At 64.2% G+C, this 26,543-nt stretch carries 25 protein-coding genes; 21 read left to right on the top strand and 4 right to left on the bottom strand.

The genetic code is table 11. The annotated features are described in order from the left end of the window. Positions 1–31: 31 nt before the first annotated feature. Both FXY94_RS00525 and FXY94_RS00520 read left to right on the top strand, forming a co-directional pair. Entirely contained in the window at positions 32–1,348 is a 1,317-nt protein-coding gene (locus FXY94_RS00525) for an MFS transporter (RefSeq protein ID WP_016663052.1), read from the top strand. Positions 1,349–1,398: 50 nt separating this feature from the next. Next, positions 1,399–2,412, top strand: a complete 1,014-nt coding sequence (locus FXY94_RS00520) for a tyrosine recombinase XerC (RefSeq protein ID WP_083288076.1) — start codon at positions 1,399–1,401, stop codon at positions 2,410–2,412. Positions 2,413–2,442: 30 nt separating this feature from the next. Here the strand turns inward: FXY94_RS00520 and FXY94_RS00515 are convergent, their stop codons facing one another. Continuing rightward, complete coding sequence (locus FXY94_RS00515) at positions 2,443–3,081, bottom strand: M23 family metallopeptidase (RefSeq protein ID WP_083288081.1); 639 nt, start codon at positions 3,079–3,081, stop codon at positions 2,443–2,445. A gap of 384 nt (positions 3,082–3,465) precedes the next feature. On the opposite strand from FXY94_RS00515, the gene rpsB reads away from it, so the two are divergent. The 9 genes from rpsB (at position 3,466) to FXY94_RS00470 (ending at position 11,903) form a co-directional block, all read left to right on the top strand. Continuing rightward, positions 3,466–4,338: a 30S ribosomal protein S2 gene (rpsB, locus tag FXY94_RS00510; RefSeq protein ID WP_016663049.1), complete on the top strand. Its 873-nt coding sequence runs from the start codon at positions 3,466–3,468 to the stop codon at positions 4,336–4,338. A gap of 51 nt (positions 4,339–4,389) precedes the next feature. Then, positions 4,390–5,214: a translation elongation factor Ts gene (gene tsf, locus FXY94_RS00505; protein ID WP_016663048.1), complete on the top strand. Its 825-nt coding sequence runs from the start codon at positions 4,390–4,392 to the stop codon at positions 5,212–5,214. A 160-nt stretch (positions 5,215–5,374) separates the two neighbouring features. Then, positions 5,375–6,139, top strand: a complete 765-nt coding sequence (gene pyrH / locus FXY94_RS00500) for a UMP kinase (RefSeq protein ID WP_016663047.1) — start codon at positions 5,375–5,377, stop codon at positions 6,137–6,139. A gap of 50 nt (positions 6,140–6,189) precedes the next feature. Continuing rightward, positions 6,190–6,756: a ribosome recycling factor gene (gene frr, locus FXY94_RS00495; RefSeq protein WP_016663046.1), complete on the top strand. Its 567-nt coding sequence runs from the start codon at positions 6,190–6,192 to the stop codon at positions 6,754–6,756. Between the two features lie 21 nt (positions 6,757–6,777). Further along, complete coding sequence (locus FXY94_RS00490) at positions 6,778–7,773, top strand: phosphatidate cytidylyltransferase (RefSeq protein ID WP_232049672.1); 996 nt, start codon at positions 6,778–6,780, stop codon at positions 7,771–7,773. Further along, positions 7,766–9,031, top strand: a complete 1,266-nt coding sequence (gene rlmN, locus FXY94_RS00485; RefSeq protein ID WP_016663044.1) for a 23S rRNA (adenine(2503)-C(2))-methyltransferase RlmN — start codon at positions 7,766–7,768, stop codon at positions 9,029–9,031. The genes FXY94_RS00490 and rlmN overlap by 8 nt, the downstream gene beginning before the upstream one ends. Before the next feature lie 120 nt (positions 9,032–9,151). Then, complete coding sequence (locus tag FXY94_RS00480; protein WP_016663043.1) at positions 9,152–9,700, top strand: DivIVA domain-containing protein; 549 nt, start codon at positions 9,152–9,154, stop codon at positions 9,698–9,700. Then, positions 9,700–11,037 carry a M50 family metallopeptidase gene (locus tag FXY94_RS00475; protein WP_016663042.1) on the top strand — a complete coding sequence of 446 codons (1,338 nt, stop codon included), beginning with the start codon at positions 9,700–9,702 and terminating at the stop codon, positions 11,035–11,037. Before FXY94_RS00480 ends, FXY94_RS00475 begins: the two co-directional genes overlap by 1 nt. Beyond that, positions 11,034–11,903, top strand: a complete 870-nt coding sequence (locus tag FXY94_RS00470; RefSeq protein ID WP_016663041.1) for a GNAT family N-acetyltransferase — start codon at positions 11,034–11,036, stop codon at positions 11,901–11,903. The genes FXY94_RS00475 and FXY94_RS00470 overlap by 4 nt, the downstream gene beginning before the upstream one ends. On the opposite strand, the gene FXY94_RS00465 is transcribed toward FXY94_RS00470, so the two are convergent. Continuing rightward, positions 11,900–12,652, bottom strand: a complete 753-nt coding sequence (locus tag FXY94_RS00465; RefSeq protein ID WP_016663040.1) for a GTP pyrophosphokinase — start codon at positions 12,650–12,652, stop codon at positions 11,900–11,902. The two genes, FXY94_RS00470 and FXY94_RS00465, sit on opposite strands and share 4 nt — an antisense overlap. Positions 12,653–12,796: 144 nt before the next feature. Between FXY94_RS00465 and FXY94_RS00460 the strand changes: the two genes are divergently transcribed. Then, positions 12,797–14,563 carry a proline--tRNA ligase gene (locus FXY94_RS00460; protein ID WP_016663039.1) on the top strand — a complete coding sequence of 589 codons (1,767 nt, stop codon included), beginning with the start codon at positions 12,797–12,799 and terminating at the stop codon, positions 14,561–14,563. Positions 14,564–14,575: 12 nt separating this feature from the next. Here FXY94_RS00460 and FXY94_RS00455 read toward each other — a convergent pair whose 3' ends face one another. Beyond that, positions 14,576–15,622 (bottom strand): DUF4439 domain-containing protein, encoded by a 1,047-nt coding sequence (locus tag FXY94_RS00455; protein ID WP_016663038.1) that lies wholly within the window; start codon positions 15,620–15,622, stop codon positions 14,576–14,578. Positions 15,623–15,718: 96 nt separating this feature from the next. On the opposite strand from FXY94_RS00455, the gene FXY94_RS00450 reads away from it, so the two are divergent. From FXY94_RS00450 to truB, 7 genes are all read left to right on the top strand, one after another. After that, positions 15,719–16,264, top strand: coding sequence for a ribosome maturation factor RimP (locus FXY94_RS00450; protein WP_016663037.1), 546 nt, complete (start codon positions 15,719–15,721; stop codon positions 16,262–16,264). Positions 16,265–16,315: 51 nt separating this feature from the next. After that, positions 16,316–17,284, top strand: coding sequence for a transcription termination factor NusA (gene nusA, locus FXY94_RS00445; RefSeq protein ID WP_016663036.1), 969 nt, complete (start codon positions 16,316–16,318; stop codon positions 17,282–17,284). A gap of 208 nt (positions 17,285–17,492) precedes the next feature. Then, positions 17,493–17,786 (top strand): YlxR family protein, encoded by a 294-nt coding sequence (locus tag FXY94_RS00440; protein WP_255348412.1) that lies wholly within the window; start codon positions 17,493–17,495, stop codon positions 17,784–17,786. Positions 17,787–17,876: 90 nt separating this feature from the next. Further along, entirely contained in the window at positions 17,877–20,756 is a 2,880-nt protein-coding gene (gene infB, locus FXY94_RS00435) for a translation initiation factor IF-2 (protein WP_016663035.1), read from the top strand. Positions 20,757–20,845: 89 nt separating this feature from the next. Continuing rightward, positions 20,846–21,964: a TRM11 family SAM-dependent methyltransferase gene (locus tag FXY94_RS00430; protein WP_172620165.1), complete on the top strand. Its 1,119-nt coding sequence runs from the start codon at positions 20,846–20,848 to the stop codon at positions 21,962–21,964. A gap of 35 nt (positions 21,965–21,999) precedes the next feature. Further along, a complete protein-coding gene (rbfA, locus tag FXY94_RS00425; RefSeq protein WP_016663033.1) occupies positions 22,000–22,452 on the top strand; it encodes a 30S ribosome-binding factor RbfA in 453 nt (150 codons plus the stop codon). Beyond that, entirely contained in the window at positions 22,445–23,404 is a 960-nt protein-coding gene (gene truB / locus FXY94_RS00420; protein WP_016663032.1) for a tRNA pseudouridine(55) synthase TruB, read from the top strand. The genes rbfA and truB overlap by 8 nt, the downstream gene beginning before the upstream one ends. A 20-nt stretch (positions 23,405–23,424) precedes the next feature. On the opposite strand, the gene FXY94_RS00415 is transcribed toward truB, so the two are convergent. Beyond that, positions 23,425–24,921: a L,D-transpeptidase family protein gene (locus FXY94_RS00415; protein ID WP_016663031.1), complete on the bottom strand. Its 1,497-nt coding sequence runs from the start codon at positions 24,919–24,921 to the stop codon at positions 23,425–23,427. Between the two features lie 187 nt (positions 24,922–25,108). Here FXY94_RS00415 and FXY94_RS00410 point away from each other — a divergent pair, with 187 nt between their 5' ends. Next, on the top strand, positions 25,109–26,116 hold the full coding sequence (locus tag FXY94_RS00410) for a bifunctional riboflavin kinase/FAD synthetase (protein ID WP_232049671.1): 1,008 nt from the start codon (positions 25,109–25,111) through the stop codon (positions 26,114–26,116). Between the two features lie 103 nt (positions 26,117–26,219). After that, positions 26,220–26,489, top strand: a complete 270-nt coding sequence (rpsO, locus tag FXY94_RS00405) for a 30S ribosomal protein S15 (protein WP_016663029.1) — start codon at positions 26,220–26,222, stop codon at positions 26,487–26,489. Positions 26,490–26,543: the final 54 nt, after the last annotated feature.

Below are 26,543 nucleotides of genomic sequence, written 5' to 3'. Positions count from 1 at the left end.
CACAGCACTGTCAGATTGGAGTTCCATTCGAATGTCCGTTGCCGCCCCCGAGGTCGCAGAATCGACGACGCCGCCAGGAGATAGCCCCGCGGCTCCCGAACCCGAAAACACGCCGTCCATCCTTCACCAGCCGGTAGCCGTGTGGGCGATTGCCTTCGCATGCATGGTGTCGTTCATGGGGATCGGGCTCGTTGACCCGATTCTTCCGGCGATCAGTCGTGAGCTTCATGCAAGTCCCTCGCAAACGATGCTCCTGTTTACGAGCTACCTGATCGTCACCTCGATCGCGATGTTCTTCAGCGGGTTCATCTCGAGCAGGCTCGGCGTGAAACGCACCCTCATCACGGGACTCATCCTCATCGTGCTGTTCGCAGCGCTCGCGGGAACAGCGGGTAGCGTCGACGCGATCATCGGCTTCCGTGCCGGCTGGGGGCTCGGCAACGCCCTGTTCATTTCCACAGCTCTCGCGGCGATCGTCGGGGCTGCCTCGGGCGGCTCCGGTCAGGCCATCATCCTTTACGAGGCTGCGCTTGGCGTGGGCATGGCCGTGGGGCCGCTCGCCGGCGGCGCCCTCGGCTCGATCTCGTGGCGCATGCCGTTTTTCGGAACCGCTGCCCTCATGGCGATCGGCCTTGTCGCGATCGTCGTTCTTTTGCCGAAACCAGCTGCCGCACCACGGAAGGCTTCGCTTGGGGCTGGCTTCGCCGCACTGAGTCGCCCGCCGCTTCTTCTTCTCAGCGCCGCTGCCCTCTGCTACAACTTCGGATTCTTTACTCTCCTCGCGTACTCGCCTTATCCGCTCGAGGCTGCCGCGCACGCCGCGGGAATCGAGTTCGGTGCGCACGAACTCGGCCTTGTGTTCTTCGGATGGGGCCTTGCTCTTGCGGTCACCTCGGTGCTCGCAGCCCCGAAATTGACGCGCCGATTCGGGCTCATCCCCGTGCTGTCGGTGACGCTCGCGCTTCTCGCGGCGTGCCTCGTCACCATGGCGCTCGGTGCCCAGCGTCTTGCGCTGCTCGTCACTGCCGTCGTCGTCGCGGGCCTCTTCCTCGGCATTCTCAATACGGCCCTCACCGAAGCCGTGATGGAAGCGACCGACCTTCCGCGCAACATTGCAAGCTCGACCTATTCGGGCGTGCGCTTCCTCGGCGGAGCAATCGCCCCCGCGGTCTCGGGGGCGATTTCCGATGCGCTTGGCGCAGGCGGCCCCTACTGGTTTGCCGCCGGTGCGGTTGTCCTCTCGATGATCATTCTCGTAAGTGGCCACGGACTCCTCACGCGTGTGACAACGCCTCACGCGAACCAGCAGGAAGAGGCGTCCGCGATCACTGCAGGCGACGAAGTCTGAGCATCGAGTCGCGCCCCCGTGCGAGGGAAGCCACGTGACACACTGGAGGGATGAGTCCCACGAGTGAGTCGCGCACGCCTAATGACGGGCGAGAGCTCCTCGTTGCCTCCGGTGACGAGGAGCTGCTCGTGCGCTATGAGCGGCACCTTCGCTATGAGCGCGCACGCAGCGACCACACGGTTCGCGCCTATCTTTCCGATGCGGTTTCGCTGCTCGAATTCACGTGCGAGAAGGTGAAGCGCGACGGCGGCGACGATGCGGAACGCAAGGCGCGGGACCTGACGATCCAGGACCTGCGCGCGTGGCTTGCCGCACGAGCCGACGCCGGCCACAGCCCAACGACGCTCGCGCGTGCCGCCGCGGCTGCGCGCACGTTCACGGCGTGGATGTGCGATACGGGGCTTACCGACCTCGATCCCGGTAGGCGCCTGCGCGCGCCCAAACGTGGTCGCGCACTTCCGCACGTCATTAGCGCAGACCAGGCGCGCAGCATCCTCGAAGAGGCAGAAAACGCCGCGCACGAGGCAAGCGTCGGGCCCGAGGGGGGCCCCGAGGCGGACCCTCTGCGCGTTCGGGACGCGGCCGTTCTCGAAGTGCTGTACTCGTGCGGGCTTCGCGTCTCCGAGCTGTGCGCCCTCAACCGCCGCAGCGTGGATCGCGTCAATCGCACGCTGCGCGTGATCGGTAAAGGAAATAAAGAGCGCGTCGTTCCGCTCGGTGTCCCGGCCCTCGAGGCGCTCGACAGGTGGGAGCAGCTCGGGAGGCCGCACCTCATGCGTGAAGATTCGCAAGCGCTGTTCCTCGGCGCGCGTGGAGGTCGCCTCAACGATCGCGCCGTGCGCACGATCGTCAATCGTGCAGCCCGCGAGGGAGGTCTCGAGGGGCACATCTCACCGCACACGTGGCGCCACAGCGCGGCAACGCACCTCATGGAGGGCGGCGCGGATTTGCGCAGCGTCCAGGACCTGCTTGGCCATTCCTCTCTTCAAACCACGCAAATTTACACGCACGTCTCCGCCGAGCGTCTCAAAGACGCCGTTAGGCACGCACACCCGCGAGCCTAGCCAGCAATGGATGAGCCGCGCTGAGCTCGCTCAACTCGAGTGGGGAGGCAGGAGCACACTCGGCCCCCGCCCCTCGAGCAACGGCAGCGGATCCAGGTATTGCTTGCCTCGCTTGGCCCCGAGGTGCACGCATCCCGCCTCGCAATGGGCGTGTTCCGACGGTTGCTCGATAACCCCGATCACTTGCCCTCTGCTCACCGCGTCCCCCTTCGCGACCGAAGCGAGGACCGGTTCGTACGTGGAGGTCAGCCCGCTGTCATGGAGGATCGCCACGACGGGTTTGCCCGCGACCGTTCCCGCGAAGGTCACTGTGCCGCTCTCAACGGCGTGCACCACGAGGGTGCTTCCGACGATATCGATGCCGCGGTGACCGGGACCGTATGCGTGGACGGGCGCCTCGAAAAACCGCACAACGTCATGGTCGGGGCCGATGGGCCAGGCCCACGCCCCTTCGTGCTCGTGCGAATCTATGGTCGGCGGGGCAGGCGCCTGAGCGGTAGGCGCAAAAACGGCGAGAGAAGCGAGCCTTGCCCGGTTCACGACTGCGACGGCGTGCTCGAGGGAGTCGGGTGGTTGATCGTCACCGTGCGCGGGCGGGAGCGCCACAACTCCGGCACCGATGAGGAGTGCGAGTGCGAGAAGGATGCGGGCGCCGAGCCTCGTAGACATGTGCATGGAGTAAGCACATCGCGCCCGAGAATCCCCGACAAGACCACCCCGCGTGACTGTGGATGATAAAAGGTGTGCAGCGTGAGGCGCGGACTCGCTCACACGTCTGCTCGGATCCGTGCGCGAGTCAGCTTCGCTGTATTAGAGTTGCCGTAGCACTCGCATGCGCGGGTGACTTCGCGCGCCCATGCACGCGCGCGTGCCTTCGTTCCACGATCCTCCCACGAGGGAAGTGGCGGCACGAACGCAGGGCGCTAGGGCGAGCCGGCAACCGTCGGCCCGTAAAAAACGAGAACAGGCTTTGCGCAAGAACCCCACCGAGCCCACGCCCCGCGGGTGTGAGTGAGGCGGGCGAGCCCAGGGCCCAGAAAGGTAGTTACGACCATGGCAGTTGTGACACTCCGCCAGCTCCTCGAGAGCGGCGTCCACTTTGGACACCAGACCCGCCGTTGGAACCCGAAGATGAAGCGTTTCATCCTCACCGAGCGCAACGGCATCTACATCATTGACCTTCAGCAGTCGCTCACCTACATCGATCAGGCCTTCGACTTCGTCAAGGAGACCGTTGCCCACGGCGGCACGATTCTCTTCGTCGGCACGAAGAAGCAGGCTCAGGAGTCGATCCAGGAGCAGGCCACGCGCGTGGGCATGCCCTACGTGAACCAGCGCTGGCTCGGCGGCATGCTGACCAACCTTCAGACTGTCTCCGGTCGCGTCGACCGCCTCAAGGAACTCGAGCAGATCGACTTCGAGGACGTCGCCGGTTCGCAGTGGACCAAGAAGGAACTTCTCATGATGCGCCGTGAGAAGGAAAAGCTCGAAAAAACCCTCGGCGGCATCCGCGACATGAGCAAGGCTCCCTCGGCCGTGTGGATCGTGGACACCAAGAAGGAACACCTCGCCGTTGACGAAGCCACCAAGCTCGGCATTCCGGTCGTGGCAATCCTCGACACCAACGCCGATCCGGACGAAGTGCAGTACCCGATCCCGGGCAACGACGACGCGATCCGCGCCGTGACCCTCCTGACCCGCGTCATCGCCGATGCCGCTGCCGCCGGCCTCCAGGAGCGCCACGCCAAGCAGACCCAGGGCGAGAAGAACGTGTCGGCCGTTGACGCCGAGCCGCTCGCCGAGTGGGAACAGGAGCTGCTCAAGCAGTCCGAGGTTCAGCAGGAAGAGGCCGGCAAGGCCGAGGAGGTCACCGAGGCTCCCGCTGCTGAGGACAAGGCTGCCGAAGCAACCTCCGAAGAAGCCTGATTTTTCGACTATCACCTGTTCGCTCCCACAACCATTTAGAGGAGACAGATAATGGCTAACTACACGGCAGCAGACATCAAGGACATTCGCGAGAAGACCGGCGCGGGCATGCTCGACGTCAAGAAGGCTCTCGACGAGGCGAACGGCGACCACGAGAAGGCCGTCGAAATCATCCGCGTCAAGGGCCTCAAGGGCATCGCGAAGCGCGAGGGTCGCGCCGCATCGGAGGGCCTCATCGCCGCCGATGTCCGCGACGTCGAGGGCGGCCAGCTTGGCACGCTCGTGGAGATCAACTCGGAGACCGACTTCGTTGCGAAGAACGCCAAGTTCATCGCTCTCGGTGACGAGGCCGTTGCGGCCGCCGTCGAGTCGGGCGCCACGACCCCCGAGGAACTCGCTGAGACTTCCTTCGGTGAGGCCCTCACGAACGCTGGCGCGACCATGGGCGAGAAGATCCTCGTTCGCCGCATCGGCCGCGTCCAGGGCGAGGTCGTCACGAACTACATGCACCGCACCAACAAGGACCTCCCGCCGCAGGTTGGCGTGCTCGTCGCGACCGACAAGGCCGGCGCCGAGGTTGCACGTGACGTGGCGATGCACATCGCGGCCTACTCGCCTCTCTACCTCACCCGCGAGGACGTTCCCGCGGATGTGGTTGAGAACGAGCGCCGTATCGCCGAGGAGACCGCGAAGAACGAGGGCAAGCCTGAGAAGGCTCTCCCCAAGATCGTTGAAGGCCGCATGAACGGCTTCTTCAAGGAGAACGTTCTTCTCGATCAGCCCTTCGCCAAGGACCCGAAGCAGAGCGTCGGCAAGGTTGTCGAGGCCGCTGGTGGCACGGTGACCGGTTTCGTGCGCTTCCGCGTGGGTAACTGATTTCCGACGCTTGCCAAAGCGTGAACGCGAGGGCTCGCACCCACGGGTGCGGGCCCTCGCTTCTTTTCGAGCTTCTCACACGAGGACCTTCCCCACAGGGGCGGGCGTTGCCGGGCCGGTAGACTGTGGCCCCGAGAACCTGCACTCGGAAGGAATGTTGATGAGTACCGACCCCGATCCCATCACGTCGTCGATTCCCGTCATTGAACCGAAAGAGGGCTCGCGCCGCGTGCTCCTCAAACTCTCTGGTGAAGCCTTCGGTGGAGGCCGCGTGGGCGTCGATCCCGATGTGGTCTCGCGCATCGCTCGGGAGATTTCCGCGGGGGTTGCCGCGGGCGTTGAATGCGCGATTGTCGTGGGTGGCGGCAACTTCTTCCGCGGTGCTGAACTGAGCCAGCGAGGCATGGATCGCCGTCGCGCCGACTACATGGGGATGCTCGGCACCGTCATGAACTGCCTTGCACTTCAGGACTTCCTCGAGCAGGCCGGCACGTCCACGCGCGTGCAGACCGCTATTACGATGGGGCAGGTCGCCGAGCCCTACCTCCCACTTCGCGCCGTGCGCCACCTTGAAAAGGGCCGTGTCGTGATCTTCGGCGCGGGCGCGGGCATGCCGTACTTCTCGACCGATACTGTTGCCGTGCAGCGAGCGCTCGAGATCGGCTGCCACGAAGTGCTCATGGCGAAGAACGGCGTGGACGGCGTGTACACGGCTGACCCGAAGACGGACCCGAACGCGACCAAGCTCGAGCACCTCACGTATAGGGAGGCGCTGAGCAAGGGGCTGCGCGTCGTTGATTCGACCGCGTTTAGCCTGTGTATGGACAACAAACAGCAGATGATGGTCTTCGGTCTTGATGCGCCCGGCAACATCACGAAGGCGATGTGCGGCGACCGCATCGGCACCGTCGTTACGGGCGACTAAGATAGCCTTACCAGGCGAGATGTTTAATTAATCGGAAGGAACCGAGAGGCATGAGCGAGGACACCGGAAGCATCCTTAAAGAAGCCGGCGAGAAGATGGCAAAGTCGGTCGAGGTGACGAAGGAGGAGTTCACCGCGATCCGCACGGGGCGCGCAAGTGCTGCGATGTTCCATGGCCTCACCGCTGACTACTACGGCACCCCGACGCCGCTCAATCAGCTCGCGGCGTTCCAGTTCCCCGAGGCCCGTACCGTGATTGTGACGCCTTACGACAAGGGCGCGATGGCCCAGATCGAAGAGGCGCTTCGCGAATCGGATCTTGGCGTGAACCCCACGAACAATGGCGACAACCTGCGCATTGTTCTGCCCGCGCTGACCGAAGAGCGCCGCAAGGACTACACGAAGCTTGCCAAGACCAAGGCCGAGGATGGCCGTATCGCGATCCGCGGCTCGCGCGCACACGCGAAGAAGGCCATCGAGAAGCTCGTGAAGGACAAGGAGATCGGCGAGGACGAGGGCACTCGCGCTGAGAAGGAGCTCGAGGCTCTCACGAAGAAGTACACCGAGCAGGTGGATGTCGCACTCGAAGCGAAAGAAGAAGAGCTGCTCACCGTCTGAGCGGCCTTTCCCTCATCGTTCGTGAATACACGCCACGGTCGTCGACGCGCCGTGCCTGGCAATGAGCCGGGCACGGCCGTTGCCGTATCGGAAAGCACTTCGCCCGAGGTTCCGCTTGCGGCCTCCGAGGCGCTCGCGAGCGAAGAGCGGCTCGTCGCCGAGGTTTCCGAGCTGCCCGCTGCGACACATGCGCGCACGCCCCGAGCCGGGCGGAACCTTCCCGCCGCGATCGCCGTCGGGCTTGCTCTCGTGGCGCTTTTGTACGGGTGCATATATGTGCTCCCAGCTCTATTCACGCCCGTGGTTGCCATCGCGGTCGTCATCGCGACCCTCGAGGTCGCGAACGCCCTCGAGGGTGCGCGCCTGCGAGTTCCCTCGATCCCGCTGCTTGTCGCGAGCGTTGGCGTGGTGGTGTCGGCGTGGCAGTACGGCGCCTCGGGGCTTCTCGTGTCCACGATCGTGGGAGCAATTGTGCTCATCATGTGGCGCACGACGGAGGCGACGGGCCTCATGGCGCTGCGGGACACGGTAGCGGGCATCTTCGCGCTTTTGTGGGTGCCGTTTATGGCGAGCTTCACGATCCTCCTCATGGCGCAGCCGAACGGCGCGAACAAGGTCATGTTTGCCCTCGTGGTTCCCATCATGAACGACACGTGCGGCTACGCCGTAGGGGTCCTGTTTGGCAAGCATCCCATGGCTCCGAGCATCAGCCCGAAGAAGTCGTGGGAAGGCTTTGCGGGCTCCCTCGTGGGTGGTATCGCCGCTGCGGGCCTCATCGGTCACGTGTGGCTTCCCGACATTGGCTTCGGGTGGGGTCTCGCGTTCGGCGCGGTCATGGTGGTCGTGTCCACCATCGGGGACTTGAGTGAGTCTCTGCTCAAGCGCGACCTGCGCATTAAAGACATGGGGCAGCTGCTTCCGGGGCACGGCGGCATGATGGACCGCCTCGATTCGATGCTTCTCACCGCCCCGACCGTGTACATTCTTCTCGCGATTGTGGAGGCCATCAGTGGTTGAGAATCCCACGCCCAAGCTCGATGTTGCGAAGGATCTTTCGCGCGAGGTCGTCAAGGGGGAGCCCGTAAGGCTCGCCCCCGGTCAGCTTCAGTTGCGGCCGACCCGCCGGGGGAAGCCGCCCGCGCATCTCGCGGATCTCACTCTCGACGAGCGCGCCGAAGCCGTGAAGGACATGGGGCTTCCCGCCTTTCGCGCAAAGCAGCTGTCGAATCACTATTTTGAGCATTTCACGACCGATCCTGACGACATGACCGACCTCCCGAAGGGGGACCGTTTAGCCCTCGTGGAGCGGTTCTTCCCAACGCTCCTCACAAAGGTCTCGCAGCAGAGCGCAGATCAGGGCATGACCCAAAAGTTCCTGTGGCGCCTGTTCGACGGCTCGCTCGTCGAGTCGGTCCTCATGCGCTATTCGAATCGCGTAACGCTGTGCATTTCCTCCGAGGCCGGTTGCGGTATGAACTGCCCGTTTTGTGCGACCGGCCAGATGGGCCTCACGAGGAACCTTTCCGCAGCGGAGATCCTCGAGCAAGTGCGCATCGCGAACCTTCTGCTTTCGCGTGGCGAGATCCCCGGTGGTGAAGGCCGCGTCACGAACATCGTCTTTATGGGCATGGGGGAGCCGCTCGCGAACTACCGTGCCGTCGCAACGACGTGCCAGAGGCTCAACGCCCCCGCGCCCGAGGGGTTTGGGATGGGAGCGCGGCACATCACCGTGTCGACCGTGGGGCTCGCTCCTGCCGTGCGAAAGCTCATCAAGGAAGAGATTCCCGTGACGCTCGCCGTGTCGCTCCACGCGCCCGACGACGAGCTTCGCAACGAGCTCGTTCCCATCAATCAACGCTTCGACGTCGACGACATTCTTGATGCGGCGTGGGAGTACTTCGAGGCGACCGGTAGACGCGTGTCGATCGAGTACGCACTCATTCGCGATATCAATGACCAGGCCGAGCGTGCGGAGCTCCTCGCCAAGCGTCTCATCGCGCGCGGGGGCGCCCACTGGGTGCACGTCAATCCAATCCCGCTCAACCCGGTCAAGGGGTCGAAGTGGACGGCCTCGGATCCGTGGGTGGAGCGCACGTTCGTGGAAACACTGCGTGAACACGGAATTTCCGCGACGATTCGGGATACGCGCGGTAGCGATATTGACGGTGCGTGCGGGCAGCTTGCCGCGACCGTCGTGGAAACTGATGCGCGCCGCGAGGACCGTGAGGCTCGCGTGGCGAGGGTTGAGGAAATCGCGCGCGGTACCGGCGCGTGATTTCGGGGCCGACGCTTGCCGGCCTTTCGCGTATCCAAGCATTACAGTGGTGCAAGGGCGATCTATTGAGCGCCCCGGTTATGTCGCGTGAGCATCCCCGTCGAGGGAGGGAGCAAGTAGATGAGTACGGCTTTTAAGCGTGCCGGACGTTTCACCTTTGGCTACAACGTCGAGGAGGTCGATGACTTCCTGTTGCGCGCGCGTGCCGCGTACGAGGGCCGCGACGGCTCCTTCCAACCAGCCGATGTGATCACCGCGAAGTTTTCAACCGAGCGTGGCGGCTACGACATGCTCGCCGTCGACGAGGCCCTTGATCGCCTCTCGGATGCGTTTGCGCTCCAGTACCGTGATGAAGCAATCGAGCGCGATGGTGAAGAGGCGTGGATCGCGGCGCTCACGGAGCGCGCGGAGGTTCTCCAGGAGCGCCTCTCCCGGCCCGCGGGCGAGCGTTTCCGCCCCGCTGGCCAGGGCGAACGGGCTTACGATCGCGAAGACGTCGATGCCCTGTGCGATCAGCTCCACGCCTATTTCACGGACGGCTTCGCGATGAGCGTCGATGATGTGCGTCGAGCAGCGTTCCGCGCACGTAAAGGCGCCGAGGGCTACCAGGAGGCCGTCGTGGATGTGTACCTCGATCACGTTGCCGACGTGATGGCTTCCGTTCCGTGATGCCCCTTTTCTACGCGCTCGGCGTCCTCTTGATGGTTGTCGGGCTCGGGCTCTCGATCGCCCTTCACGAGATCGGCCATCTCGTTCCCGCGAAGCGCTTCGGCGTGCGCGTGACCCAGTACATGATCGGTTTCGGTCCCACGCTGTTCTCGCGCGTGAAAGGGGAGACCGAATACGGGATCAAGGCGATTCCGCTTGGCGGTTATATCCGCATGATCGGCATGTTCCCGCCTCACAAGGGAGAGGATCCAGGCGTCATCCGTGAGGATTCGACGGGGTTCTTTCAGCAGATGAGCGAGGAGGCCAAGCAGTGGGACTCGAGCCAGTACTCGGCTGAGGATCGTCACCGCACCTTTGTCGCGTTGAGCGTGCCGAAGAAACTCGTCGTTATGCTCGGCGGCCCCACGATGAATCTCCTGATCGCGATCGTCCTCACCGCGATCGTCCTGAGCGGCTTCGGTCTGCCGAACGTGACGGCGAAGGTCGCTGCCGTCTCGCAATGTGTCGTGCCCGCAAATGCACCCGCAGATGTGTCGTGCGAGGGCATGCCCGAAGCCCCCGCCTTCGCCGCGGGGATCAAACCCGGGGACGTGATCACCTCGGTCGACGGGACTCGAGTCGCGAACTTTCACGAGATGAGCACGGTGATTAGGAAGCACCCTGACGACGAAGTCGAGATCGCTCTCCTGCGCGACGGTAAAGCAATGACCGTGACGGCAACTCCAGTCGCGAACACGGTCGTCGCACGCGACGACTCGGGTAAGCCGGTTAAGAATGCCGACGGTTCCTACGCGACCCGTGAGGCCGGTTTTCTCGGTGTGACCGGCACACAGGAGCTCACCCCGCGGCCTCTGACGGAGGTTCCCGGTGCCGTATGGGACCAATTCGTGGGGACCGGCAAAGTCGTCGTGACCCTTCCCGTGCGCGTGTGGGAAATCGGCAAGGCAGTGTTGAGCAGCGAAGAACGCGATCCGAATGGCCCGATGGGGGTCGTGGGCGTGAGCAGGCTCGCCGGCGAGATCGTGTCGCAGGACTCGCCCGGATTCTCCCTCAAGGAGAAAACGTGGACGTTCCTGTCGATGCTCGGCTCGCTCAACATGGCGCTTTTCGTCTTCAACCTTGTGCCGCTCATGCCGCTGGATGGCGGCCACGTCGCAGCGGCGCTGTACGAGGCGGCGCGGCGGCGCCTCGCCAAGTTGCGAGGGAAGGCGGATCCCGGACCCGTCGATGCCTCGCGCATGCTGCCCGTCACGAATGTCATCGCGATCGCCTTCATTCTCATGAGCATCCTGTTGATCTACGCCGATATCGTGAAGCCGGTGACCCTTTTCAGGTGAGTGTCCTGTCGAATCTGTGGCGCAGGCGCCCCGCAGACATCAGCCCCCTGCAAGGGCAGTGGCTCGGTCCTGCTCGTGAAGCGATGCAGAGCGAAGCGCACGTGAGCACGCTCGCCTCCGCTCGGTTCGAGGAACTTGCGGCGGTTGGTCGCAGCGGCTCCGAGTTTGCGGTGCTCACGCGCGGCAGCGAGATCCGGGGAATTCTGTGGCATGGCGTGAGCGCTAGCGTTCTCGCTCCCGATTCTTTCGACGCTGTCGAGCGCTTATCGCGGCACGCTCTCGCGCTCTCGACGCGTTACTCGTCGATCGTGGCGGAACGCAGCATCGCGATGCACATGTGGGAGGTTATGCGCGAGGGCCTTCCGCCTGAGCGCGAAGTGCGCGAGAGTCAGCCTCTTCTGGAGTATTGCGCCGGGCAACCGTCGGACCTCCCCTCCACGGGCGTGGTGGCGGCTGACACCCGCGACCTGGACCGGGTGTTTCCCGCTGCCGTCGCGATGTTTCGCGAGGAGGTGGGCACGGATCCCTGCCGCGGGGATGGCGGGCGCGGCTACCGCAACCGGGTCGAGTATCTGCTGCGCGAGCGTCGGACGTATATCGCGCGCGATGGTGAGCGGATTGTGTTTAAGGCCGATCTCGGTGCGCTCTTTGGCGGGGTTGCCCAAGTACACGGCGTGTGGATTGATCCCGCGTACCGCGGCCAAGGGCTCGCAGCGCCCTTCATGCGGGGCACAGCAGAGCTCATTCGTCGCGACCACGCACCCCGCGTCACCCTCTACGTGAACTCTTTCAACGTTCGCGCGAGACGCGCCTACGAGCGTGCGGGCTTCAGGCCGATTGGCGCACTCGCCACCGTGCTGTTCTAGGCGCTTGCGCGTCCCGGAAGAGGCGGCCCCTCGATCTGATCGCGCACGATCCCCATCTGCTCATCGAGGCTCGCGGCAGTCGCGGCGATCTCGATGAGTTTTTCGCGCATCTCGGCAGGCAGTTCGCCTTGATACTTGTACTTGAGCTCGTGTTCGGCGCTCGCCCAAAAGTCCATGGCAATCGTGCGGATCTGTACCTCGATCGGTACATCGATCGTGCGGGTCGAGAGAAACACGGGAACCTCGAGAATGAGGTGAAGAGAGCGGTAACCGCTCGGCTTGACGTTCGCGATGTAGTCCTTCTCTTCGAGAAGAGTGATGTCGGGCTGGGAGGCAAGCGCGTGGGCAACGAGGTAGCAGTCCTGGACGTAGCTGCATGTGATGCGTACGCCGCCGATGTCGCGGATGCGGTTGCGGATCTCGTCGAGATCGGGTGGGCACTGCGTGCGCACGAGCTTGCCGAGCAGCGAATCCATCGATTTCACGCGCGTTTTTACGTGCTCGATGGGGTTGTGCGGGGTCGTCACATCCCATTCGCCCGAAAGGATCTCGATCTTCGTCAGGATCTCCTTGAGGCCGAATTCGTACGGCATCATGAACCCCTCGAGCTTCTCGCGTACGACCTGCATAAGGCGATCCGGGTCGCCTTCGATCTCTTCGCGAATCGACTCGCCTTCGCCGATGAGGGCGCGCAAATATGCCATCGAGGGCGACGGCGCGATACCCGAGAGCGTGAGCGGCTCAGACATGTCATCCTTCCCGTGGTGACGAGTGACACTCCACGATACGCGCTCAGCCCTGGGATTTTGTGGGGTGCGTGCGGTGCGCCCACTAGACTGTGAGGGCCTGAGGAATTCACCTCGAAACCCCTGTTGCCAGGAGGACAACGCCCCATGCTTCGCATGTCATCGAGCTTCATTCGCACGCTTCGAGAGGACCCGGCCGAAGCCGAGTTCGCGAGTCACAAGCTTCTCGTCCGTGCCGGCTATATTCGCCGCACGGCCCCGGGAATCTACACGTGGCTTCCCCTTGGGCTCAAGGTCCTGCGCAAGGTCGAGACGATCGTGCGTGAAGAAATGGATGCCGCCGGCAGCCATGAGATTCTCTTTCCCGCGCTTTTGCCGCGCGAGCCCTACGAGGAAACGAACCGCTGGAGCGAGTACGGCGACAACCTCTTTAGGCTCACGGATCGCAAGGGTGCCGATATGCTCCTCGGCCCCACTCACGAGGAAATGTTTACCCTCGCGGTGAAAGACCTCTTCACGTCGTACAAGGACCTGCCCATTTCGCTCTATCAGGTGCAAACCAAGTACCGCGACGAAGCGCGCCCGCGTGCGGGCCTGCTGCGCGTTCGCGAGTTCATCATGAAGGACGCCTACAGCTTCGACATCGACGACGAAGGACTCGAGCGTTCCTACATGATTATGCGCGGGGCCTACCAGCGGGTCTTCGCTCGCCTCGGCCTTGAGATCGTCATTGCTCAGGCGGATGCGGGAGCGATGGGCGGCTCCCGCTCCGAAGAATTCCTCCACCCGACACCGGTGGGCGAAGATACGTTTGCGCTCAGCCCCGCGGGCTACGCCGCGAATGTTGAGGCCGTGACGACGGTCGCCGGAGAGCCCCTCGATGCAGACGCCATCGCAGCCCTCCCCGTCGCACGCGAGATCGAGACACCAGGCGTCACGACGATCGACGCTCTCGTCTCATTCCTCAACGAGAACGCCCCGCGCGAGGACTCTCGCGCGTGGGAGGCGGCCGATACCCTCAAGGCACTCGTGTATGTCGAAAAGACTCCCGAAGGCGAAGAGTCCCCGCTTCTCGTCATGATTCCGGGAGATCGCCAGGCGGATGAGAAGCGCCTCGAGACGGCCCTTGCCCCGAACGAGGTGCGTCCCTTCACTGACGAGGACTTCGCTAAGTACCCGAACGTGAAGAAGGGCTACATCGGGCCGCAGGGATGGGGCCTTGAGGCCAACGGCTATCGACTCCTGCTCGACCCGCGCGCCGTGGATGGCACGAGCTGGGTCACGGGCGCGAACCGCGAGGGCGCGCATGCGCTTGGGGTTGTCGCCGGCCGCGACTTCGTGGCCGATGGTTTCGCCGAGGTTGCCGAGGTTCGCGACGGCGATCCTTCCCCGGACGGTTCGGGTCCGCTCACCCTGACGCGCGGCATGGAGATGGGACACATCTTCCAACTCGGTCGCAAGTACGCCGAAGCTCTTGGCCTCAAAGTTCTTGACGAGAACGGCAAGCAGCAGGTCGTGACGATGGGCTCCTACGGTATCGGCGTGACTCGCGCCGTCGCCGCGATCGCCGAGACCAATCACGACGAGAAGGGCCTCGCCTGGCCGCGTGCGGTTGCGCCGCTCGACGTTCACATTCTCGCGACCGGAAAAAACCAGGAGGTCTTCGAGAAGGCCGAGGAGATCGCCGCCGCGCTCGAGGCCGAGGGCTTTGACGTGCTGTACGACGATCGCCCGAAGGTCTCACCCGGCGTGAAATTTAAGGACGCCGAACTGCTCGGTCTGCCCACAACTGTCGTCGTGGGTCGCGGGCTCGAGAAGGGCGTTGTCGAAGTACGCGATCGCCGCAGTGGGGCGAGCCGCGAAGTTCCCGTCGAGGCGGCTCTCGCGGAGATCCTCGCCGAGCTTCGCGCCTAGGGCGCCGGTGGTTTAGCTCTCGCCCTCGTCGATCCCCGGGAACGGGGGGAGGGTTTCGCGCAGCGCCTCGAGTGCCTTTGCGCTCTCGAGGGCTGCCGTGAGGAACGGCGCGCGTTCGCTCAAGGGTGCCAGCCCCGCGAGTTCGACCGCATTGGTGAGCGTGCGAGAGGTGACTTTGAGGCGTAGGTTCGCGGCCCCTTCCGCATCGAGCGGGCGAGGCAGGGCGTACCCCGCCTCGCGAGCAACCAGGGGCAGCCCAAGGCGTTCGGCGACCTCGCCGAACGTCTCAGCGTGTGAGGCGTGGACGTTAGCCGCCTTGAGGTACGCCTCACGCTGATCAGCTTTGACGCGAGTGGCTGCGACCTCGAGGGCGTAGGCCGCGAAGTTTTCGTCGGTCTGCGCTCGCTCGAGGGGGGTCTCAATGAGGTGAGTCTCAGCCGCTTCGGGTGGGTCAATCGCGGGGACCTCGCGACTGGGTTCTATATCCGTAAAGGGCTTGGGCGCACTGACGCCCGCGACGGCGGCAGCTTTCGCGACGCGGGTAAGCCGCAGAGCGGCCCACTCGGCCCATGCGCTCCCCGCGGCGCACAGATCCGCGAAGTCTCCCGAGACCTGAATGGTCGCGTGGGCGTAGAGGTCGCGCAGGGCCGCGAGGCCGCGTGCCGCGTCGAGCATGGCGCGCTCGACGGGGGCCTGCGTGCCGACAGCTGCGCTCTCGTGGGCGGATCCCCCCTTTTCGGTGCGATTCGCCTCAGCCGAGGCGATTTTCTCCTGTTCGGCGCCCGTGCGGAGTGCTCGCTGGTGGATCGCGAGCGCAGACGTCAGGAACGACGGGAAATCTTCGTGCGGGCGGGCGGTCTCGAGAATGCCCGCGAGGTCCGTCACAGACGTGAGGAGTTCCGTGCGGTAGATCTCGTCTATTCCCGGGGGTGGGGGTGTGTAGGTTTCGCGCTGGCCGATCGCGATGCGCGTGGGCCCCGTGCAGCTCGCCAGTAGCGGCGCCGCGAGGATTCCCGCGAGAAACCCACGCCTGGCCAGGCCTTTTGTTACGTGCCTCATGCGGCTCCTCGTTCCCGGATGTGCCACCATGTTCAGCACATTATGATCTCGGTGTCCCACTCTATTGGGTACGGACGAGCGCGCGAAAGGAGCCCCATGGAGAAGAACGCCACCTCCGCTCAGGCCGGTCAGGTTGAAACACTCTCGAAGGCCTTCGCGCCCATCGTCGAGGGGCACGGACTCGTTGTCGAGCATCTCACCGTCAAGACACGAGGGGCCGCAACCCTTCTCGACGTCGTCGTCGATCTTCCCGAAGATGAAATCGGGAGCGCCGATCTCGATACCCTCACCGACGTGTCGCGCGAGCTTTCTGACCTCCTCGACGCTGATACGTCGCTTATAGGGGAAGGGCCTTCGACGCTCGAGGTCACGACCCCGGGTGTGTTTCGGCCCCTGACCGAAATTCGCCACTTTAAGCGCGCCCGCACCCGCCTTCTCGACGTTGAAGACACCTCGGGGCGCACCTTTCTTGGCCGCCTCGAGGACGTTGAGGGCGAACAGCTCGTGTTTGACGTGCAGAAACCGCCGCACGTTCCGAAGAAGGCCGCGAAGGCGGCGCCGGCAGGCAAGGTGCCGCCGGGACCGCACCGGATGCACGTGTCCGACGTCGCCCGGGCCGAGGTTCATCTCGAGTTTCGTTAGTCCCGGACAGCCACCGCACATAATTGAAGAACAGATCATAAGGAGCACGCAATGGATATCGATATGGGAGCGCTTCGCGCGCTCGAACGCGAACGCGAGATCAGCATGGAGGTTCTCCTCGAGGCGATCGAGAGTGCCCTTCTTGCCGCCTACCAGCACACGCCGCACCCCGCGCGCGAGGCGCGTGTGGAGATCGACTCAAAGACGGGTGTGGTGACCGTCATTGCTCGCGATGTTGATGTCGATGGCGAGGTTGAAGAGTGGGATGACACGCCCGAGGGCTTTGGCCGCGTTGCTGCTTCGATCGCGCGTCAGGTGATTTTCCAGCGTATTCGCGCGCTCGAAGACGAGGCTGTTCTCGGCGAGTTTGCGGGCCGCGCTGATGACATCGTCTCTGGCGTCATTCAGCAGGGGCGTGACTCCCGAATGGTTCAGGTTGACCTCGGCAACGTCGAAGGCCTCCTTCCCCCGCACGAGCAGGTACCAGGCGAGAGCTACCCGCACGGCAAGCGCATCCGCGCCTACGTTGTCGATGCGCGACGTGGCCCGAAGGGACCCTCGATTACGCTTTCGCGCACCCACCCGAACTTCGTGCGCCGCCTTTTCGAGCTTGAAGTTCCCGAGATCGCCGACGGCACCGTGGAGATCGTTTCGCTCGCACGGGAGTCGGGGCACCGCACGAAAATGGCGGTTCGCGCGAACGTCGCTGGCGTCAATGCGAAGGGGGCGTGCATCGGTCCCATGGGTGCGCGCGTGCGCTCGGTCATGAACGAACTCGAGGGGGAGAAGATCGACATCGTCGACTTTGACGACAACCCCGCGACGTACGTGGGTAATGCACTCAGCCCTGCGCGCGTCGCCTCTGTCGTCGTGACCGACGAAGTTAATCGACAGGTGCGCGCGGTTGTGCCAGACAATCAGCTTTCGCTCGCGATCGGCAAGGAAGGGCAGAACGCGCGCCTCGCCGCGAAGCTCACGGGTTGGCGAATCGACATTCGCACCGAGGGCCAGGAGGACTGAGAGGCGGTCGCTGAACCCCGGCGGCCCACGTGATAGTGCGCACGGCATCTCCGGCAATTCGTCTACGTTTTGCCAGCCGGGGGTAGACTAGAAGGGCTGATCATTCGTATTCGAGAGGGAAGTTGTCGCCATCACCGAGAATCACGCCGCACAGAGCTCGCGCTCACGTCGGCCCTCTCGCGCGGCACATCGACCGTCTCGCACGTGCGTGGGTTGCCGGGAAACCGGCGAACGCCACGCGATGATCCGCGTGGTCCGGGAGGAACAGGGAACATCCCTCAGCCTCGCTGTTGACCCGAGCGCGAGTGCCCACGGGCGCGGTGCCTGGGTTCATCCGGACCTCGCATGCATTGCTTTCGCTCTCACACGCGGCGGTTTCCAGCGCTCCTTCCGGGCGCCGGTAGACGTCGCGGCACTTGAACGGGAGGGAACTCTCGAGAGGGCGCGTGAGGCGATGACTCACCCCACACGGGGTGCCGAACCACATTTGGAAGCGGGATAACACCAATGGACATCCGATGAGTACTCGAAAATGAGCACCCTCAGGAACTAGTGGACCGCGCCTGCTCGGCGCGGCCGAGACAGGAGAATTGTGGCTAAACTTCGCGTCCACGAGCTCGCCAAAGAGCTGGGAATGCCAAGTAAAGAAGTCCTCGCGAAGCTCAATGACATGGGCGAATTCGTGACCAGTGCGTCCTCGACAATCGAGGCGCCCGTGGCCCGCCGTGTGCGTGCCGCGTTCCCGAACGCAGGAAAGAAGAAGGGCGAGGAGGCGTCGGAATCGAAGGGCGCCGCCAAGAAGCCCGCGCCCCGCAAGCCGGCCCCGAAGAAGGCTGCGGAACCGAGCGCTACCAAGGCGGAGCCGAAGCCGGCACCGAAGGCGGAGGCCGAGAGCCCCGCGCCGAAGCCGAAGGCCAGCACCGATGCGCCCGCGGCAAAGCCCGGTGCAGCACCCAAACCCGGTGCACGCTCGAACGCGCCGAAACCCGGCGCCCCCAAGCCAGGGGCCAAGCCCAAGGCCGATGCCGCCCCCGCACCGAGGCCCGGTGGCGCTCCCAAGCCCGGCGCTAACCGCCCCGGCCCGCGCCCCGGTGGCGCTCGTCCCGGCAATAACCCGTTTGCGTCCTCGCAGGGGATGCCGCGTCCGGGTGGTCGCCCCGGCAACAACCCGTTTGCCTCCTCCCAGGGCATGCCGCGTCCCGGCGGTCGTCCAGGCCCTCGCCCCGGCGGCGAGTCGCAGGGTGGTCCGCGCCCGCAGCGTCGCGACGGAGATTCGCGACCCTCGCGCGAGGGCCGCGGCAACGCACGTCCGTCTAACCGCGGGCCCCGCCCCAACCCGAACATGATGCCTGCGCACTCGCCGCAGGCCGAGAGCCAAGGTCGTCCCGCAGGCGGCAACGGTGGCCGCGGAGGTCGCGGTGGCCGTGGCCGCGGTGGCTTCGGCGGCGGTCCGGGTGGCCCCGGTGGCGCTCCCGGTCGTCCGGGTGGTCGCCCCGGTGGTGGTGGTCGCGGCGGTCGCCGTGGTGGCACCCAGGGCGCCTTTGGGCGTGGCGGCAAACCAGCCAAGAGCAGGAAGTCGAAGCGCGCAAAGCGCCAGGAATTCGAGCAGATGCAGGCTCCCGCACCGGGCGGCGTGCAGATCCCGCGCGGTGACGGCAATACCGTCATCCGCTTGCGCCGCGGTGCGACCCTGAGCGACTTCGCCGAGCGCATTGACGTCAACCCCGCCTCGCTCATCACCGTGCTGTTTGCGATGGGTGAGATGGCGACGGCAACCCAGTCGCTCGACGAAGACACGTTCCAGCTTCTCGGCGAGGAACTCGGTTACAAGATTCAAATCGTTTCTCCCGAGGACGAGGAGCGCGAGCTTCTCGAGCAGTTCGACATCGACCTCGAAGGCGAACTTGCCGAGGAGACGGAAGAGGACCTCGAGCCTCGCTCGCCCGTTGTCACCGTCATGGGTCACGTCGACCACGGTAAGACCCGCCTTCTCGATGCGATCCGACGCGCGAACGTGGGCCAGGGTGAAGCCGGCGGCATCACCCAGCACATCGGTGCCTACCAGGTGCAGGTGGAGCACGAAGGCGAAATGCGCCCCATCACGTTCATCGATACCCCCGGTCACGAGGCGTTCACCGCTATGCGTGCCCGCGGCGCCAAAGTCACGGACATCGCGATCCTCGTGGTTGCCGCTGACGACGGCGTGATGCCGCAGACGATCGAGGCGCTCAACCACGCGCAGGCCGCAGACGTGCCCGTCGTGGTGGCCGTCAACAAGATCGATAAGGAGTCCGCGAACCCCGACAAGATCCGTGCCCAGCTCACCGAGTACAACCTCGTGGCTGAGGAATACGGCGGCGACACGATGTTCGTCGATGTCTCGGCGCGCGAAAACCTCCACATCGATGACCTTCTCGAGGCCGTCCTGCTTACCGCGGATGCTGCCCTCGAACTCAAGGCAAACCCGAACAAGGATGCCCGTGGTGTGGCGATCGAGGCGAGCCTCGACCGTGGCCGCGGCCCCGTCGCGACCGTGCTCGTCGAGCAGGGAACCCTGCGTGTCGGCGATGCGATCGTGTGTGGCACCGGCCATGGCCGCGTGCGCGCCATGATCGACGAGAACGGCAACCAGCTCGAAGAAGCAGGCCCATCGCGACCCGTTCAGGTGCTCGGCCTCAGCTCCGTTCCCGGCGCCGGTGACTCGTTCATCGTTGCCGCCGACGAGCGCATGGCACGCCAGATCGCCGAGAAGCGCGAGGCAGCTCAGCGCGCCGCGCAGCTGTCGAAGCGCCGCAAGCGCATGAGCCTCGAGGATCTCAAGGCGGCAATGGAAGAGGGCAAGATCGAGACCCTCAACCTCATCCTCAAGGGCGATGCCTCCGGTTCGGTCGAAGCCCTCGAAGAGGCGCTGCTCGGCATCGACGTGAGCGAGGACGTGCAGCTTCGCATCATCGATCGCGGCGTTGGTGCGATCACGATGAACAACATCAACCTCGCCGTTGCCTCGGATGCCGTCATCATCGGTTTCAACGTGCGTGCCGAAGGCCAGAACGCCGAGTACGCCGAGCGTGAAGGTGTCGAGATCAAGTACTACTCGGTCATCTACCGCGCGATCGAGGACATCGAGAACGCCCTTCTCGGCATGCTCAAGCCCGAGTACGAAGAGAAGGACACGGGCAGCGCGGAAATTCGCGAGATCTTCCGCTCCTCGAAGTTCGGCAACATCGCGGGTTCGCTCGTCATGTCTGGCACGATCAACCGCGGCTCGAAGGCTCGCATCACGCGCCAGGGCGTCGTGATCACGGAGGGCCTCGAGATCGCCGGTCTGCGTCGCTTCAAGGACGACGTGACCGAGGTCCGCGAGGGCTACGAGTGCGGTATCAACCTGGGCAGCTTCAACGACGTCCAGGAAGGCGACCTCATCACGACCTACGAAATGGTCGAGAAGCCGCGCGAAAAGAAGAAGGACTAATCGCCTTTCGGTGATAACACGCGGGCGGCGCTTCGGTTGAGGCCGGGGCGCCGCCCGTTTCGCCGCCGTTGCCCCGCATGCTGCGGCACATGACGATGAACGGAGAGAACATGCGTGTCAATGTCCTCATCGCACCGAGCGCGAACAGGGTGTACGGGTTGGAAGCTCCGCGTCTCGCTGCAGCCGAACTTGCGTTCGTCCTCAACGATGGTGCTCCCGGCGTGCTCACGGGCACGAGCGACGTGCGCGAGGCGGGCCTCGATTTCCTCGCCCTCGACATCGACGATGAAGCGTGGGAACGCCCCGAAGTCCAGCGCGAGCTCGCGTTCGCCCTCGCCTACAGCCCGCACGTGTTTGCGGCTTTCGAGGAGGTCGGGCGCATGCCCGCCCCAACGGCGGATCGCACGTACGTGGATGAAAGTCCGACGCTTCCCTTGCTCCAGCCGATTCCGCTTCCGGACGTTGAGCGCTACCCGAGTACCCTGCTCACGACTCTCAAGTATCAGGGGAAAACAAATGAGCAGTTCACGGCGCTTCTTGTGCACCTCGCGGCGCATGCCGCAGGCAAAGCGCAGGCGCTGCGCGAGGGAACGTTGCGCGTCCTCGATCCAGTCGCCGGCCGCGGAACCACGCTCAACCAGGCGCTCATGTGGGGACTGAGCCCCGTGGGCGTCGACCTCGACAAGAAGGACGCTGAACTCTACCGCGCGTTCCTCACAACGTGGATGCGCGAGAATCGACTCAAGCACACGACGTCGCACACGAAGCTCACTATCAATAAGAAGGCACTCGGGCGGCACTTTCATGCTGAGCTCGCCCGCTCGAAGAGCGATCAGCGCGCGGGGCGCAGCCAGAGCCTCGAGTTCTACACGGCGGATTCGACCGGACTCGATCACTTCCTCAAAGCCCGCAGCGTCGATGTGATCGTCGCCGACCTCCCTTACGGCGTGCAGCACGGTGCGAAGGTGGGCGCGCACCTCAGCCGCTCACCGCTTGATCTCTTGCGAAACGCCCTGCCTGCGTGGACTCGTGTTCTCGCCCGCGGCGGCTCCGTGGCGCTGGCCTACAATCGTCACACGACTCCCGCGGATGACGTGCGCGCTATCCTCGAAGAGCACGGGCTTACGAGCGTGGGGGAGGACAGCAACTTTAGGCACCGGGTCGATGCGTCGATCGACCGCGACATCGCGCTTGCGCGCAAGGCATAGCGCGTCGGAACTTCCGATTACTCAAGGAGAGACCCATGAACGACAATCCCCGCGTACGGCGCCTCGCCGATCAGATTAAAAAGATCGTGGCCCGCACGCTCGATGAAAAAGTCAAGGATCCGCGGCTCGGTTTCGTGACGGTCACCGATGTTCGCCTCACCGGCGATGGCCAGCACGCCTCGATTTTCTACACCGTTTATGGAAGCGACGAGGAGCGAGCCGGGACCGCTGCCGCTCTCAAGGCCGCGAAGGGCATGCTGCGGAGCGCTGTGGGGCGCGGCATCACCGCGCGCCTCACTCCGTCTCTCGAGTTCTTCGAGGACACGATCCCGGAAACATCGAAAACGATCGAGGATCTTCTCGTCGAAGCACACCACCGCGATAGCGAGCTTGAACGCGAACGTGCCGGCAAGCAGTTCGCGGGCGACGCCGATCCCTACCGCGTCCCCGGCGAGCATCTCGTGGACGACGACGAGGACGATGAGTAAAAAACGCGCGGGGGAGGGGCCTCACGGTTTCCTCCTCCTCGATAAGCCGGCGGGGCTGACGAGCCACGACGTTGTCGCACGCGTGCGCTACCACCTCAATACGCGCAAGGTCGGCCACGCGGGCACGCTTGACCCCGCCGCGACGGGCCTCCTCCTTCTCGGCGTAGGGCACGGCACAAAGCTGCTCACCTATGCCGTGGGACTCGATAAGACCTATGAAGCGACGATTCGACTCGGGCATGCGACCGTCACGGACGATGCGGAAGGTGAGCGGCTTGGCGACGTTGCCCCCGCGCATGAGCTGCGTGCGCTGAAGGAGGATCGTAGCAGGCTCGAGAGCGCCATCGGTGACCTTACGGGAGATATCGAGCAAGTCCCGAGCGCCGTGAGCGCAATCAAGGTGGGCGGCGTGCGCTCCTACGCCCGCGTGCGCGGGGGAGAGGAGGTCGAACTTGCCGCGCGCCCCATTCGCGTGGAGCGCTTCGAGATTCGTGATCTCCGCATGGCAGGAGACTTCCTCGACGTGGATTGCGTCGTGGACTGCAGCTCCGGCACCTACATCCGTGCGCTTGCACGCGACCTCGGCGCTGCCCTCGGAGTAGGCGGGCACCTCACCGCTTTACGGCGCACGCGCGTGGGCGACTTCACCGTGGACAACGCCCAGCGAATTCCCGAGCGCGATGCGCCGCGCGCGGCAGAGGACCCCTCGGGAGGATTGCACCTCACGCCGCTGGGCGAAGCGGCCCTGTCGTTTTTGCCTTTGCTGCCCGTGAGCGAGCGCGAAGCTGCGGCGCTCAGATATGGGCAATGGATTGAGGCTCCTCAAGCGTCGGAACCCGAAACCTACCCGGCGGCCGCGATCGTGCCGCCCACGGGTGAGCTCGTGGCAATCGTCGAACCGGCCCCCAAAAGAGGCCTCCTCAAGAGCGCGAGCGTTGTACCGCGCCTCTAAAGCGCGCAGGTTCCCCGCTGTCAGCGGTGCGAGACAACCTTCGTTCCGAGGCTTGCCCACTCGAACAGCCACTTGGCGTCCTTCACACGCATGTTCACGCAACCGTGCGAGCCGGAGTAGCCAAAGCTCGAGCGCCACGGTGCCGAGTGGAGTGCGTACCCCTTGTGGAAGAACTGGTTGTACTTGACGCCCTTCGTGCAGTAGTCGTATCGCGGCGTGCAGCCCATGTTCTGCACCTCGGTACGGTGCCAGATCTCGTACTCACCCGTGGGCGTTTCGGTGCCCTTGCCGCCATCCACGACGGAGACGGGGCCCCACACGGCCTTGTCGCCCACGTAGGCGGTCACGGTCTTGTTCGCGAGGTTGATATCGATCCACTTCTCGCCGTTGTGGGCCTCGGCGGGAGCGTAGGAGGGAAGCTCGCTGGGAACCTTTTCCGGGTCCACGGGCGCCTTCTCAACCTTCTTTTCCTTGACCTCGGCCTTCTCGACCTCGGTGATCATGGCGATATCGAGGTTCTCACCCGCGGAGAGCGCGTGGGTCAGCTTCTCGGTGATGTCCTTTTGATTCGTGACCTTGACGCCGTCCTTGCCGGGGGAGACCTCGGTGCGTGAGCCGTCCTCGGCGACTTCGACGATGCCGTCCTTCTTCGTCGTGGCAACCTTGTCGGCGATCTTCCCGACGTACGTGTCGACTTTTTCTTGATCGATGCTGATCTCGAAGTTGTCGCCCTTGTCGTTCGGGGTGATCGACACGAAACGTAGGCGGTCCTTGCGCTTGACCTCGAAGGTTTTGTTCTCGGGGCCCGTCACGACCAGGGAGCTCTTGAGCATGGTTTCGAGCTTGTCGAGCGTGGCCTGTGCGGCTTCGGTGTTGAGCTGTGGCTCGATGGTCGTGAACTCTTGCGTCACGGTGAAGTCTTTGAGCTCGGGCGCGTGTTTCTTCACGTCCTTGACGAAGTTGGCGGGATCGACGCCCTTGCCTGCCTTCGATTCAACGACGGAGAACTCCTTGGTCTCGTCGTCCTGGACGATTTGCGCATCGACGGGCTCGACTTCGTTGTCGGGAACGAGGGACTCGGCGTAAGCGCGGGCTTTCTCCTCGTCGACGGTGACAACGGGCGTGATGGAGTGCGTGCCGCTCAGGGCAGCGCTCACAACCGACGGGATGCTCGACTCACGTGAAAGGGCTTTCTCGACAGTCTTATCGACGTCGATGCGCCCACCGATCTCCTCGAGGGGAACGGTTGTGCGCTCGCCGTTGGCGTCGACGGTGACAGTGACGCCGGTGGTTTCTTTCTGGACGATTGTGCGAATTTGCTCGGTCGTTTTTCCAGCGACATCGACTCCGGCAATCGTGGTGCCGGGCAGGGCCTTGCCCTCAAATTGCTTTGCGTACGCGAACGAGCCGCCGGTCGCGACGAGTGCGATGACGACAGCCAAAGCCGTGAGAACGAGAAGTACTGTTCGACCGTGCTTCTTGGAAGCGGGAGTGTGTGTCACGGGGGTGGTTGACATGCGCTCGATCCTTCACACGTAGAGAGGGGACTACGTTCACTGTAGCGAATGCGCGCGACAGATTTAAGATGCAAGGAAGTATGCGAGGTGTGTCATGAGTGACGTTACCGACCCCGCCCGCGAAGCCTCCTCGCTGTTCATCGGTTAAGGTGGCATGTGTTCGATCCCCCCCCCACGAAAGCTTGCCGTGAACGAAGTGACCTCCTCGCGCGTGTGGCGCGACCCTCATGAGGTTCCGCGTGAACTCGCGCCGGGCGTGGTGACGATCGGGAACTTTGACGGCGTGCACCGTGGTCATCGTCGAGTCATCGACTCGCTCGTGTCGTACGCGAGTGCTCACGACCTTGCGCCGCGCGCCCTCACTTTCCATCCGCATCCCCGCCACGTCATGACCGGTAGCGAAGAGCCGATGCTGATCACGGGATACGACGATCGAAATGCCCTCGTGTGCGAAGCGGGTGTCGAAGACCTGCTCGATGTCCACTTCACGCTCGAGTTTGCGCAGCTGCGTGCTGAGGAGTTCGTGCGCGAGTACCTTGTTGACCTCCTTCGTGCGCGTGCCGTTGTGCTCGGGAAGGACTCGCGATTCGGACGCCGTAACGAAGGTGACTTTCACACGATGGTCGAACTCGGCGAGAAGTACGGCTTCCAGGTCGTGAGTGTCGAGGAGCTCGATGCGGATACCGAGGCGGAGTCGGGAGGGCGCGAGCGCATCTCCTCGACTCTCGTTCGGAAGAGTTTGCTTGCGGGTGATATGTCCGGTGCTGCGCGCATGCTCGGCCGGTGGCACTCGGTGCGCGATACGGTACGCCATGGTTTTAAGCGTGGGCGGGAACTGGGATTTCCCACGGCAAACTTCAGTGCCCACCCGAGTGGTGCCGTCCCGATCGACGGGGTGTACGCGGGCTACTTTTCGGTGCTTGACGGCGACCGATTCCTCGAGCGAGTTCCCGCGACCATTTCCGTGGGCACGAACCCGACGTTCGAAGAGGGCCCTGCTTACCGGATCGTGGAGACGTACGTGCTCGGCTCGCACGAGTACGAGCTCTACGATCGGCAAGCGAAAGTGGAGTTTGTGGAGCGGCTCAGGCCGACGCTTGCCTTCGATGGCATCGAGGCCCTGGTCGAGCAGATGCACCGCGATGTGGCCGTGACTCGCAGCACTCTTGCCGCCCATGGCGACCCGCGCGCCTAACGCTGCTGCTAGCCTTGGAAGGCCGTGCTTAATCGGCCACGGATTCTAAGTGCTCGGGAGAACAGGCCCCGGTGCGCCGTGCAACAAGGTGATAGGAGAGCCAGTGGCTTACGATTCCTCCGTCAAGCAGGAGATCATTAAGGAATACGGTCTGAGCGAGGGTGACACCGGCTCGCCCGAGGTGCAGATTGCGCTTCTGTCGCATCGCATCAACTACCTCACCGAGCACCTCAAGGATCACAAGCACGATCACCACACCCGTCGTGGGCTGCTTCTCCTCGTTGGTCGCCGCAAGCGCCTTCTGCAGTACCTGCAGTCGGTCGACATTGAGCGTTACCGTTCGCTGATTCAGCGTCTCGGTCTGCGCCGCTGACTTTATTCCGCCGCTCACCCGCCGGGTGGGCGGCGTTTTACCATCCATCGAGTT

Source organism: Dermabacter jinjuensis, assembly GCF_902381725.1.
In the GTDB taxonomy this organism is placed as follows: domain Bacteria; phylum Actinomycetota; class Actinomycetes; order Actinomycetales; family Dermabacteraceae; genus Dermabacter; species Dermabacter hominis.
Note: the sequence above shows the minus strand (reverse complement) of the source record. Positions and strands in the feature narration are given on the sequence as shown.

Bases quoted from the DNA above. Each gene is read 5' to 3' on its own strand.
- frr (WP_016663046.1), top strand. From the start codon at position 6,190: ATGAGCGAGGACACCGGAAGCATCCTTAAAGAAGCCGGCGAGAAGATG.
- FXY94_RS00455 (WP_016663038.1), bottom strand. From the start codon at position 15,622: ATGAGGCACGTAACAAAAGGCCTGGCCAGGCGTGGGTTTCTCGCGGGA.
- pyrH (WP_016663047.1), top strand. From the start codon at position 5,375: ATGAGTACCGACCCCGATCCCATCACGTCGTCGATTCCCGTCATTGAA.
- nusA (WP_016663036.1), top strand. From the start codon at position 16,316: ATGGATATCGATATGGGAGCGCTTCGCGCGCTCGAACGCGAACGCGAG.
- FXY94_RS00520 (WP_083288076.1), top strand. From the start codon at position 1,399: ATGAGTCCCACGAGTGAGTCGCGCACGCCTAATGACGGGCGAGAGCTC.
- rpsB (WP_016663049.1), top strand. From the start codon at position 3,466: ATGGCAGTTGTGACACTCCGCCAGCTCCTCGAGAGCGGCGTCCACTTT.
- FXY94_RS00475 (WP_016663042.1), top strand. From the start codon at position 9,700: ATGCCCCTTTTCTACGCGCTCGGCGTCCTCTTGATGGTTGTCGGGCTC.
- FXY94_RS00525 (WP_016663052.1), top strand. From the start codon at position 32: ATGTCCGTTGCCGCCCCCGAGGTCGCAGAATCGACGACGCCGCCAGGA.
- tsf (WP_016663048.1), top strand. From the start codon at position 4,390: ATGGCTAACTACACGGCAGCAGACATCAAGGACATTCGCGAGAAGACC.
- FXY94_RS00460 (WP_016663039.1), top strand. From the start codon at position 12,797: ATGCTTCGCATGTCATCGAGCTTCATTCGCACGCTTCGAGAGGACCCG.
- truB (WP_016663032.1), top strand. From the start codon at position 22,445: ATGAGTAAAAAACGCGCGGGGGAGGGGCCTCACGGTTTCCTCCTCCTC.
- FXY94_RS00480 (WP_016663043.1), top strand. From the start codon at position 9,152: ATGAGTACGGCTTTTAAGCGTGCCGGACGTTTCACCTTTGGCTACAAC.
- rbfA (WP_016663033.1), top strand. From the start codon at position 22,000: ATGAACGACAATCCCCGCGTACGGCGCCTCGCCGATCAGATTAAAAAG.
- FXY94_RS00465 (WP_016663040.1), bottom strand. From the start codon at position 12,652: ATGTCTGAGCCGCTCACGCTCTCGGGTATCGCGCCGTCGCCCTCGATG.
- FXY94_RS00430 (WP_172620165.1), top strand. From the start codon at position 20,846: ATGACGATGAACGGAGAGAACATGCGTGTCAATGTCCTCATCGCACCG.
- FXY94_RS00515 (WP_083288081.1), bottom strand. From the start codon at position 3,081: ATGTCTACGAGGCTCGGCGCCCGCATCCTTCTCGCACTCGCACTCCTC.
- FXY94_RS00450 (WP_016663037.1), top strand. From the start codon at position 15,719: ATGGAGAAGAACGCCACCTCCGCTCAGGCCGGTCAGGTTGAAACACTC.
- FXY94_RS00415 (WP_016663031.1), bottom strand. From the start codon at position 24,921: ATGTCAACCACCCCCGTGACACACACTCCCGCTTCCAAGAAGCACGGT.